Raw genomic sequence first — 11,903 nt, 5'->3', positions numbered from 1 at the left:
GTGAATATTTTACCCCAGAAACGGCGTGGATTACAAGGTGTTTCCATTGACTGCCGAAGGCCGGGACAGCGCCCCGGCCCCGCGCATCGTATTATTTTTCGTAAGTCCGGAATGCAAACGCAGGCAGTTCCGCCCCTGCGAAGACTTCCTTGTAGAGCTGTCCCGCGGTACCGATATCCGTGGAGCCCATGCCGATGATACAGCCGCAGATGATCTCCTCATCATTTTCCCGTCCGGTCTTTCTGCCCACCACGATATCCGGCATCTCCGCATGGATATTGTTCTCTGTGATCCTGCCTTCGTGGACCAGCTTCAGCAGTTCGCCTCTGTGCGCGTTCTGGGCCCAGCTGTCCACCACCAGTTTATCGCAGGTCAGCGGGATCTCCTCGTCCAGCTCCTGGAAGGAGCCCAGAGAAAGTACTGTAGCGCCTTTCTTCAGCCATTCCTTTTTGACCAGGGGCTCGTCGGCTATGGTCACGGTGATGATCACATCAGCGCCCTCGCAGGCCTCCTGATTAGAAGCAGCCGCCCTCACCGGCAGTCCCAGCTCCGCCGTAAGTTCTTCCGCACAGGCCCTGGCCGCTTCCGGACGGATGTCCGCCACGCGGATCTCTTTCAGATCCAATACCTGCGCCACGGCTCTGGCGTTCATCCTTCCCTGCACGCCCGCTCCGATGATCCCCACCACAGAGGCGTCCTTCCTCGCCAGATATTTGCAGGCCACCCCTGCGGACGCCCCGGTGCGTATATCCGTGATAAAGCTTCCATCCATGATCGCCAGAATCTCTCCCGTCCGCGCCTCGTTGAGGATGATAACGCCGCCGATGTAGGGGATCCCTTTCTTGTAATTGTCGTTGAATCCCCACACCCATTTAATTCCGGAAATATCCACGTCGCCGCCGATATAGGCAGGCATGGCGTTATAAGAGCCCCCATAGGGCGGCCAGTCGTTGCTCTCGCCTGTATCAAGCGTGATCTTTGCCGGCATCAGCACCTGATCTCTCCCGTGAGCCTCATATACTTTTTCCACCAGCTGGATAGACTTTTCCATGTCCAGAACTTCCTGTACGTCCTTCTTCGAAATCAGCTTTACGTTATTCATTTTTTCATTCCTTTCCATTTGATCGAGTAAAATATGATCCTGCCGCCTGCCGCCCTGATGGCCGCGATGCAGTTTCAGAGATACGATTTTTTATGCAGTCTTTGCTGTGGCTGCGTTGGTCATGCGTTGGTCCAGTGAGATCCATCAGAAGGGCCCCCAGTTGATCAGCACGGCGGCGGCCAGTACCACGAGTACCCAGACAGACCACTTGAGCACCAGAGGAAGGGCAAATTTGAACCACTTGGAGAAGGGCACCCCCGCCAGACCCAAAGACGCCATGAGAATGGGATGGGTGGGCGTGATCATATTCCAGTAGCCGTCGCCGCATTCAAAGGCCAGCACCGCAGTCTGGCGCGTTACGCCGATCAGATCTCCCAGGGACGACATGATCGGCATGACCACCACCGCCTGCCCGGAAGAGGACGGGATAATGAAATTGACCACGCCCATGGCAATATACATGCCCCAGGCCGCCACCACGCTGCTCACGTGGGTCAGCGGAATGGAGATCCAGTAGATCAGCGTATCCATGATCTGTCCGTTTTCCAATACCACCAAAATGGCTCTGGACAGGCACACCAGCACTGCCGCCGTGGCGATATCCCTGCACCCGACGACAAATTCGTCGATGCACGCTCCGATATTTCCTCTGAAATAGATCAGACCGGTTACGATCCCCATGAGCAGGAACAGTCCCGCCAATTCCGACAGATACCAATCGAATTTCAGCACGCCGATCACCAGAATGACGATGGTGGCCGCCAGCACGCAGAGAATGAGACCGTCGGTCTTTGTGAATTCTCTCTCCTCATAGGATCTCAGGTTCTCCGGCACCTCGCTCAGATCAAGCTGCACGCCGGAGCTCTTGAACTTTTTTCCGTAGCGCATCGTATGATGTACCGCGATGGCCAGCGCCCCCAGGCCCAGGATCAGCCGCAGGCCGATTCCGGAAAACAGCGGCAGATCGCATATACTCTGCGCCACGCCGGTGTTGAAAGGATTCAGCGCTCCTGCGGAATACCCGCTGTACAGCGCCACTACCGCCATGGAAACGCCCACCACAGGGTCGTATCCCATTTTAATGGCGATGGGCACCAGGATCGCCACGAAAGGGATCACCTCCTCGCCCATACCGTAAGACATGCCGCCGATGGCGAAAGCCGCCATGATGAAAATGACCAGCAGGCTCTCCCGGCCCTGATATTTCCCGATCATTTTGTTCAGTCCGGCCGTGATGGCTCCGCTTTTGGTGATAATGCCGAAGGCGCCTCCCACAACGAAGATGAACCACGCGATATCCGAAGCGGAAAGCATGCCGTTATAGACCGACTGGATCAGCTGCATAAAGCTGGTAGGCGACGATTCCACCTGATGGTACGTACCTGCCACCACCAGCGTTCTTCCCGTAGCCTCATCCACCGCTCTGTCGAAAACGCCAGCGGGCACCAGATATGTGAGCAGCGCCGCCAGAACGATCAGCAGCACCAGCAGAGTTGCCGTCTCGGGGAACTTAAATTTTCTTTTTTCTTTACCGACCTGTTCCATTACCTTTCTCTCCTTTTGCCGTCCCGTCAGGCCGGCTCCTTGCCTTCCAGGACAGTCCGCGAATAATATGATGATGACTGATAGTTCCCTTTATTGCATAAGCCGTGCCAACCGCCGCAGCAGCCGCGGCTTATGCCCTCCCCCGCTCATCCGCTGATTTTCAACGTTTTCGTCCATTCTCCAATCGGCCCGCTGCGGCGGACGGCGTTCTGATCCCCCGCGCCTTCCATCGTTCGTATCAAACTGAGACAAAAACAGGTTCGTCGTCTCAATATGATACAGCAACCCGTATCTGGACCGGACTGCGCAATTTTCCAGCCGTCCCGGATTTTCCGCCCGCTTCCCGTCTCAATATGAGACGTTTCCGGCGTGCCAGGAGGTCCCCGGTCCCTGTATACGGAAAAATTCAAATAAAAAACAATTATAAATGCTGGACGAAAGCACTGGCTGCTTTCGTCCTTCTGTCTGCCATGTGAGCAGGGTCATTCGCACCTGTCAGCGGCGGATCAGGTCCATTCATCCTGACCGTTGACAGGGTGGAGAATGGCTCTGCTGTCTCCTAAATGTGCAGGAACAACACAAAAACTCATAATTTAATGGTAGAATATACTCTGAATTATCATAAACCGATTTACAAAGGAGATAGAAAATGACGATCCATACAGTAACAAAAAACAACACAGTTTGCGCGATCATTGAAAGCGATACTATGGTGATCACCAATGCGCGATCCGCACTCGATCTATTGATGACGGCAAAATATGAGGCAGACACCAAAAACATTGTAATAGATAAAAAACTCATTACAGAAGATTTCTTTATTCTCAGCCGCGGTCTTGCTGGGGAGATTTTGCAGAAATACATAAACTATGGCGGACGAATTGCCATCTATGGCGATTATTCGCACTACACAAGCAAGCCCCTTAAAGACTTTATCTATGAGAGCAATAAGGGCAACGATATTTTTTTCGCCGCCACAGAAGATGAAGCTGTTGATATGCTCACGAAATAAATAAAATAAGGAAAAGTCAAGTCTGCGGGCCATAGCCTAAATAAAATGACCAAAACGAGTTCCCTGTCTTACGAGGTGATAAAAAATGCAGATAATCGCACATACAATGGAGTATGATGGAGAAAAGATAGAATCCAATTTACAATTAAGAACCTATCATGCGGAAGACTTTAATGAGTACCGGCGCGTTTATGATGAGTGTTTTCACGAAATGCGCACATCATTAGCACTTACACCTGTTAATTGCTGTGATGATGACGAAAAACTCTTACTAAAAGCTTCACAGATATTCATCCTTGAAGAGAAAGGCTCGCTGATCGGTTCGGTTGCAGTTTACGGGAACGAAATAGATGATCTTATCGTTGCAAAAGAATTTCAAGGAAAGGGCTATGGAAGAGCTCTATTGGAATTCGCAGTTCACAATATGCAAAACAGGGGGATCGCTCCCATCATTCTACATGTAGCAGATTGGAACAGAAACGCAGTCAGACTATATTTAAAACGCGGTTTTAAAATAGTAAAGACCGAAACGATCGGCTGAACGATATCGACTATACCTTCAGTTGACAAACTCCCACACGCCTGAACAACCCCGCAGGCGCCATACCAGAACCGGGCCGCCTCAGACAGCAAGGCCGCGCGATCGTTGGGTCCCAGGGTCGTAGACCGCTGGCAGCTGGTTCGCTGGACCGATCGTGCTCCGGGCGGGCTGTCAGCCCACCGGGCCAGCAGCGCAGGCCGCCTCTATCGCTAATCCCGGCACTGAGCAATTCAGAAATAGGCGAGAAATGCAAAAAAAAATGAAAATCACCGAAAATCACGTGAAAATCGGTGATAATCTCTCTCTATTTAGCGTGAAATAGGTGAAGCTGTAATAAACGAAGAATTTTCACCTATCCGGCGGCCCTTTTTCGGTGAGATCGAAAAATAAATCTGGATTTCACCTACCCACCCTCAGATATCGCCGCCGATCGCCCACCGACTGCCCGCAGACTGCCGACCACCCACTGGGCGCCGACAGTTTCCGAGACTCCGGGCCCCCACAGCCGCCAGATCAACTGGCGCCTACCGGCGCCAGGGCCGTCAGCACGACGGGGGTCATCACAGAACCATCTTCATTACAGGGTGCTTCAGAATACAGTCCGCATAGATGGCCGTTCTGGCGTCGGCGAAAAGAGTCAGCCTGTCCTTTATCCCCAACAGCTCCTGGATCCTGCCGATCCGATAGCGCACGGTGGTCTCATGGATGTAAAGCCGTTTGGCGATGCGGCTGAAATCCCCTCCCGTGCTCACGTAAAGCTTCATTACGTCCATCAGCTCTGTTCCGCCGCTCTGTTCATATTCGAGGACCGGTCCGTAAATAACGTCCCGGAACCGGCGCAGCGTTTCCGGATCTCTCACCTCCGTCAGCAGTTCAAACGCTCCGGCCCTGTCGTAGCGGCAGATGCTCTTTCCTGAGACTTCACAGCGGGCGCAGGCGCACACCGCTTCCCGCACAGCCCGTCCCGCCCGTTCCAGTCCCTCGTGCACGGTACTGATCCCGATCGTAAACGCCGGCGCAGCCGGCCTGATCACACGGATATAACGCTTTGCCCGCGCGAATACATCCTCCTCATCACCCTCGTCAAAGGTGAGAAGGCATACCGCGCCGCCGAAAAACGGCAGCACCACATCGCGGGGGTCCGGTTCGATCACCGCCGGGTTGGTAAGACGTTCCGCCATCAGATAGACCGCCGCCACATTTTTTCCCATCCCGCCGCCGATCCGCTGCAGCATGTCTCTCCCTGCCAGCTCATCTGACTCTCCGGTCACCAGGCCGCACAGATACTTCTCGTTTCGTCCGTTCTCAGCTTCCCTTTCAGTCAGATCCGACAAACACTGTCTTAGCTCCGCCAGGCCGAAATGGGCCTCGACGGCGATGACAGGGATCGCGTACCGGTCGGCCAGCTCCCGCATCCGGTCGTCCGTAAGCTCCGCCGCATCCCAATGGGTCACCAGTCCGCTGCTCTTCGTCCGGTGCAGAAACTCCAGATCATCACGAAGTTTCTCCCACCGATCCCGATATACATCGTGTTCCAAAAGATACAGAACTCCATGCTGCGCCGCTCCGTCCCGGCGTTCCACAGGATCCACGCAACAATTCTCGAAAGCGGCAATGTGCCCGATCTCCCGATCCAGTCCCCCTGACCCGGCAAGCACGCGGGCCGCCATCTTTTCCATATGCAAAATGTCCCGCAGTGTAATCGGCATGCAGACACTCCTCCCCGATGCAGGCTTTCCCCACAGCGCCACATGTATTCATTTGGTACGGACGTTTTCCGGATCACGCTTTACTTGAGCAAACTTTTCCGGATCACGCTTTACAGGTCACGTTAGTCACGCTTTCTTCGTCACTTTCCACCGAACAGCTTCATCCGCCCGATCCGGTCGAAGGCCTCGCCCAGCACCTGATTGTTCACCGTGCATGCGATGCGCAGATACCCTTCCCCGCAGCTTCCGAAGGCGTTTCCCGGCAGCATCAGCACGTGGGCCTCCTTCAGGATCGCCTCCGCAGCTTCCTCCGAGCTCAGACCTGTCTCCTTGATGTTGATGAACAGGTAAAAGCTCCCCTTGGGCGGATCGATCACCGACATTCCCTTAAGCTCGTTGATCCGCTTCGCCGCGTAAAATACCCGGCTCCGGTATTCCTCCACCATGGACGGCTGCACTTCCTTCCGGTTCCTCAGCGCGTGCAGCGCCGCTCTCTGCGAGATCGACGGCGCCGTGAACACCACGTTCTCGTTGATCTGCTGGATCACCTTTATGATGTATTCCGGCGCGATGATATTTCCCACTCTCCACCCTGTCATGGTGAAATTCTTCGAAAAGCTGTTCAGTATGATCGTCCGCTCTTTCATCCCCTTAAGGGACCCAAAGGGCACGAAGGGGTTCTGGTAGCTGAACGCCGTGTAGATGTCGTCGCTGATCACCAGCAGGTCGTATTTCTCCGCGATCCGACCGATCTCCTCCATGGTCTCCACCGTCAGGCAGTTTCCCGTGGGATTGCTGGGCGAATTGATGACGACGGCCTTGGTGCGCTCGTTGATCAGCCCCTCCAGACGCTCGATGTTGATCTGGAAATCTTCTTCCTCATAAGTGGCAAGCTCCACCGGTATTCCACGGGCCAGCTCTACCTGCTGGGGATAAGGGGTGAAATACGGGGCCTGCAGGATCACTTCGTCCCCGTCGTCCAGAATGGCTTCCAGCGCCAGGTACATGCCCAGGCAGGCGCTGGCGCAGACGAAGACCTCCTCGTCTTTTACGTCCATGCCGTACTCTTCCTCATAGAACCTGCAGATCTCCGCCCGCAGCTCCGGATCGCCCCGGAAGTCCGTGTATTTTGTGTGGCCCGCTCTGGCGTCCGCAAAAGCCTTGTCGATGATCAGTTCGTGGGTGATCAGATCCGGATCTCCCAGGCTGAGATTGATCACGTCGTCAAAAGCCCTGGCCATCACATCCGACTGTCCCATGGCCGTGCTCTGGTCCTTCCAGTATCTCTTGGCTATATATTTGTGTTTCATGTCCATCCTCCTTCCGTTTGCTGCGGAAAAGACGCCCCTTCCAGCCTCCTGCGGCAGCCCGCTTCCGCCCTCTCTGAGCCGGTCCGTCTCCAACGGCTCTGCAGCAGCCCGCCTTCTACGGTCGCCCCGCCGCTCTAATTGATCATGATATTCAGGATCTCCACATCAGTGTCCTTCATACCCTCTTTTCCCAGACGCCAGATGCTCTGGATCGTCTCCTCGATATCTTTTTTTACCAGACCCTCCCCATCGCTGAAGGTCATGCCGTCCATAGCCATGCTGTGTCCCAGGATCGCTGCATCCACGGAAGACGCGATCTTGGCCGCACAGGAGGGCTTGGCGCCGTCGCACACAATGCCGGACACATTACCCAGAATATTCGTGATAGTGTCTGCAATGACCTCAAAGGGCGCGCCGTACAGGTAGGAGATGGCCGCACCGCAGCCGCAGGCCGCGCTCACCGCTCCGCAGTAGGCCGACAGCTTGCCGATCCCCATCTTCAGATGGATCGACAGCAGATTGGACAGCGTCAGCGCCCGGTACAGTTTTTCGTCGGACACGTCCAGATACTTGGCGTAGACTACTACCGGCACCGATACGGTGATCCCCTGGTTTCCGCTTCCCGAATTGATGACCACCGGCATCTCGCAGCCGCTCATCCGCGCATCGGAACCTGCCGCCGCGTAGGCCTTGGCCAGGATCTTGATATCCTCTCCGTAGTGCTTTACCAAGGATTTTCCCACGTTTGCACCGTACAGATGCTCCATGCCCTCCGTGGCGATGCGCATATTCATGCTGATCTGGCGGTCCAGCACGTCCTTCACATCCTCTATATTGACAGTGTTTGCAAACTCATAGATACTGCGGACGGTAAACTGGTTTTCATTTATTACCTTCTGTATCTCTTCCGCCGCTTTTTTTGTTTCAAAACAAACAACTCCGTTTTTTTCTATTTTCACAATATTTGTATGGGTATCTGCGATCACCACCGTGACCCGGTCCTCACCCGCAGATGCGGTCAATTCGATGTAGAGATTCTCCACGCCTTCCGCCAGCTCCACTCTGCAGATCCCATGAGCCAGCAGTTCTTTTGTCTTCTCAATATCCTCAGGTCTGACGCCGTTCAGCACTTCCAGGTTCTTGTCGGCGTCCCCTGCCAGCGATCCCAGCACGGCGCTGGTCTCGATCCCTTTCATATCACCCGTGGTTGGAACGACTACTCCCTTCACGTTCTTTATAATATTTCCGCTGCATCTCACCGTAATGTGCTGCGGAACCGCGCCCAGCTCCCGCCGCGCCACCGCGCCTGCGTAGGCGATGGCGATCGGCTCGGTACACCCCATGGCCGGGACCAGTTCTCTCTTCAGAGCTTCCACAAATTCGTTGTACATATTCCCTCTCCCTTTCTCAGGCAGTGTTCTGCCCTGATCTTCTCTTGCGTTTTCCGTCTTCTTTTTCCGTTCGCCAACTGTCCCTCAGCTGTTTTTCAGCTTTCGGTACAGCGTGGCGATGCCGATGCCCAAGGCCCGCGCCGCCTCCTCTTTTCCCTCGTAGGTGTCCCCGAAGACGCTGACCGCTCCCTGGATGTAAAATTGTTCGATCTCCCGCAGGGGCCGGATATCCTCCCGGTGCAGGTGATTCTTCGGCTGTGTCACGCGCCGGGGCAGGTCCTCCGGTCTGATATAGGGCCCCTCCGCCATGTTGACACAGTATTCCACCGTGTTCTGAAGTTCCCGGATGTTTCCCGGCCAGTCATAGGTATAAAACAGCCGCTGGGCTTCCCGGTCCAGGCCTCTGATGTTTTTTTCCAGCACGTCGTTGAACTTGTCCAAAAAATACGTGAGCAGGACCGGAATATCCGACCGGCGCTCCCGCAGCGCGGGCAGCGTCACCGGTATGACGTTGAGACGGTAAAACAGATCTTCCCTGAATTCGCCGCTCTCGATCATGCGCTCCAGATCCTTATTCGTGGCCGCGATAATGCGGATATTGATATCGATGTCCCGGCTTCCGCCGATCTTCTGGATCTTCTTCTCCTGGATGGCCCGCAGCAGCTTCACCTGCAGATGAATAGGCATCTCTCCCACCTCGTCGAGAAACAGCGTGCCGTTGTTCGCCAGCTGAAACTTTCCGATGCGGCCGCCCTTAGCTGCTCCCGTAAACGCCCCTTCCTCATAGCCAAACAGTTCGCTTTCCAGCAGATTGTCCGGTATGGCCGCGCAGTTCACCGCCACGAAGGGACCGTCGCACCTGCTGCTGGCGCTGTGAATGGCCCGGGAAAAGATCTCCTTCCCCGTCCCGCTCTCACCCTGTATGAGGATCGTAGAGGAACTCTTGGAAAAGATCTCGGCTTTCTCTTTCAGGTCCCGGATGATCTGGCTGTTTCCGATCACATCGTCGAAGGTCACTCTTGTATAGCTGTTGGACACGCGGTTGATCTCTTCATACAGCTTGGACGTGTTTTTGAAATACACCATCGTCCCCGCGGGCACGCCGTCGATCTCGATGTGATTGACCGTAACGATGACGTTGATCTTTTTCCGTCCTACCAGAAACTGCAGTTCTTTCTCCGCGTCGCCTTCCGTCTTATCCTGCAATAACGCCAGAAACTCCGGACAGTCCCGCAGAGGTTTCAGCGATTCAAGGGGCCGCACCGCCTGCCGTTCCTCCGAGCCCGCCGCCTGCGGTTCGCCCGGCCCTGCCGTCCGTTTCCCGGCGCGGTCTCACCTTCCCCTGCTCAGTTGTCAATGTGTTGGCCATGTCTGTCCACCTGTTAAGAAAGCTGTCTCTGATACACAGCCAGAGGTGCATAAGAGACAGCGCGGATTCTGGGAGCCCGTGCTCCGGCGCCGCGCCGCCGCGGATCCTCCCGAAGCGGTCTGCCCGAACGATCCAGAAGGCTCTCCCTCCCCGCCAAATATTTCCCAAAACTTAGAATTCGTGTGAATGATGCGCCCTTTTCCGTCGATGCCGGCAACTGCCGTATCCAGATGCTCGATCATGCTGGACAACCGTTTCTGAAGCGCCTTCAGCTCCAGATTCTCGTTCTTTTCTTCCAGCTTGCTGATGAGCAGCTCCGACATCCTCCAGATAAAATCGATGAGAAAGCGTCCCTCCTCCGTGACGCCTGCCTGAAATCCTGCGTCGTCGGAATACAGCCCGATGCAGCCGATGACCACATCGTCCTTTATGATAGGAAAGGCGATGATCGAGTTAATGTCACACCATTCCAGATTTTCACAGGTGCTGCAGCCCTCCGCTTCCTCTTTTACGTTGTTGATGGTCAGAACTTCCCGATTCTGCATGGCCGTCCGCAGAATCGCGTCGTTGGTCACCGTGTTCTTCTTCATGTCTGCGTAGGAGTCATATTTGCTGTCTCCCACGATATACATGCGGCTGTCGCAGATCACGACTTCCTTTTTCAGAACGGACCCGATCACCTTGGCCGTCGTCCACACATAATCCCTGATTTCCATTAATTCCGCCACGGCGCACCTCCGTTCGATCCCGCTTTCCTCTATGATACCACAGGGTGCGCCGCGCCGAAACCGCATTTCCTTACAGCTTTCCGTATTTTTCGACGGCCAGTCTGGCTGCCATGTAATTGGCTGCCGGGGTGTCCTCGTAGATCGTGCAGCCCGGTCCCACCATGTAGCCCCGTCTGCCGCCCAGTTCCATGCCCTCCCGGACGTGATCGTACACCTCTCTGTAATCTACCTTATTGAAATACTGTTCCTCGTTGATCCCGCCGATCAGGCATTTATCCGTGACCTTTCTGGCTTCCGCCAGACTGGGACCTGTCCAGCGGTCGTGCCAGTTGGCGCAGGTGGCAGGATAATTCATCAGCCTTTCAAACATGGCCATCTCCTGCTGCTGGGTAAAGCTGTGGATATGCACCACGTTGAACCAGGTCTCGTCCTGATAAGCCGCGATCACTCTGCGGTCGTACGCCTCGCCAAATTCATCGTATGTTGGATCGTCCATAAAGCGGTAATTTGCCAGCTGGCTGGCAAAGAAGAACCCGCTGATACCCAGCGATATGTTTTCCTTCACGAACTCCACGGTGGTCGCTGTAATCGTCTCCAGCGCCCCATGGACCTTATCCGGCTCTTCCCCGATCGCCGACAGCAGCTTTTTCTCACCGATCAGTTTGTAGAGCGTGGTCAGCGGGCTGAATATGGTATGGATCACCGGGGCCACGTCGTCCGCCTCTTTCATCAGATCCAGCATGCGCCCGGCGTAACGCAGCTGATCGCCATAAGTCCCCTTCGTTACATCCAGTGGAACGATCTTTTCCCAGTCCTCATCCTTCTGAATAAATTCCTCCGCTACCCGGGGCCACTGGTCCGGCAGGTAAAATTTTTCGATCTTTACGCCGTAATCCTCCACACCGTAGAGCCCGAAGGGCATCAGTTTTACAAAATCCAGATCCAGGATCTGATAGTGGCGGAACTGCGCGTCCGCCAGCTTTTCCCAGTCCTGATCCACATCCGTAAAATGAGGCCACAGGCTGATCGGAATGCGGTCTATATCCTCAAAACGAACGGCTCCGCGGACCCTCTCCGTTTTCGTCATCTGTTTTTCCATTGCGATAACTCCTTTATTGTTTTCTTATTTCATATCGGTCAGGCGCGTTCCACCCTTCCCACTCCGCCGCCCCGGCAGGCGGCCGTTTCCGTAACAG

10 protein-coding genes are annotated in these 11,903 nt (G+C 54.9%); 2 read left to right on the top strand and 8 right to left on the bottom strand.

Annotated features, from left to right (window positions below):
• Positions 1-91: 91 nt before the first annotated feature.
• Together E0E37_RS08835 and E0E37_RS08830 are read right to left on the bottom strand one after the other, a co-directional pair.
• The gene (locus E0E37_RS08835) at positions 92-1,102 is read right to left on the bottom strand and encodes an ornithine cyclodeaminase family protein (protein ID WP_165445293.1); all 1,011 of its coding nucleotides are present in this window, start codon (positions 1,100-1,102) and stop codon (positions 92-94) included.
• Between the two features lie 144 nt (positions 1,103-1,246).
• Positions 1,247-2,647 carry a YfcC family protein gene (locus tag E0E37_RS08830; protein ID WP_130862667.1) on the bottom strand — a complete coding sequence of 467 codons (1,401 nt, stop codon included), beginning with the start codon at positions 2,645-2,647 and terminating at the stop codon, positions 1,247-1,249.
• Positions 2,648-3,296: 649 nt separating this feature from the next.
• Here E0E37_RS08830 and E0E37_RS08825 point away from each other — a divergent pair.
• Entirely contained in the window at positions 3,297-3,659 is a 363-nt protein-coding gene (locus E0E37_RS08825) for a DUF4180 domain-containing protein (protein ID WP_130862666.1), read from the top strand.
• A gap of 85 nt (positions 3,660-3,744) precedes the next feature.
• Positions 3,745-4,200, top strand: a complete 456-nt coding sequence (locus tag E0E37_RS08820; protein WP_130862665.1) for a GNAT family N-acetyltransferase — start codon at positions 3,745-3,747, stop codon at positions 4,198-4,200.
• A 560-nt stretch (positions 4,201-4,760) separates the two neighbouring features.
• Here the strand turns inward: E0E37_RS08820 and E0E37_RS08815 are convergent.
• From E0E37_RS08815 to E0E37_RS08790, 6 genes are all read right to left on the bottom strand, one after another.
• Positions 4,761-5,909, bottom strand: a complete 1,149-nt coding sequence (locus E0E37_RS08815) for a helix-turn-helix domain-containing protein (protein WP_130862664.1) — start codon at positions 5,907-5,909, stop codon at positions 4,761-4,763.
• A gap of 140 nt (positions 5,910-6,049) precedes the next feature.
• Positions 6,050-7,219 carry a pyridoxal phosphate-dependent aminotransferase gene (locus E0E37_RS08810; protein WP_130862663.1) on the bottom strand — a complete coding sequence of 390 codons (1,170 nt, stop codon included), beginning with the start codon at positions 7,217-7,219 and terminating at the stop codon, positions 6,050-6,052.
• 134 nt (positions 7,220-7,353) lie between these two features.
• Positions 7,354-8,610, bottom strand: a complete 1,257-nt coding sequence (locus E0E37_RS08805; RefSeq protein WP_130862662.1) for an L-cysteine desulfidase family protein — start codon at positions 8,608-8,610, stop codon at positions 7,354-7,356.
• Positions 8,611-8,694: 84 nt separating this feature from the next.
• Entirely contained in the window at positions 8,695-9,873 is a 1,179-nt protein-coding gene (locus E0E37_RS08800) for a sigma-54 interaction domain-containing protein (protein WP_130862661.1), read from the bottom strand.
• Positions 9,874-9,963: 90 nt separating this feature from the next.
• Positions 9,964-10,707, bottom strand: coding sequence for a PAS domain-containing protein (locus tag E0E37_RS08795; protein WP_165445292.1), 744 nt, complete (start codon positions 10,705-10,707; stop codon positions 9,964-9,966).
• A 70-nt stretch (positions 10,708-10,777) separates the two neighbouring features.
• On the bottom strand, positions 10,778-11,806 hold the full coding sequence (locus tag E0E37_RS08790) for a uroporphyrinogen decarboxylase family protein (protein ID WP_130862659.1): 1,029 nt from the start codon (positions 11,804-11,806) through the stop codon (positions 10,778-10,780).
• Between the last annotated feature and the right edge of the window lie 97 nt (positions 11,807-11,903).

Origin of the sequence: Bacilliculturomica massiliensis, from assembly GCF_900605495.1 — a bacterium.
Taxonomy (GTDB): Bacteria; Bacillota; Clostridia; order Peptostreptococcales; family Anaerovoracaceae; genus Bacilliculturomica; species Bacilliculturomica massiliensis.
This window is presented reverse-complemented; position numbering and strand designations above follow the sequence as displayed.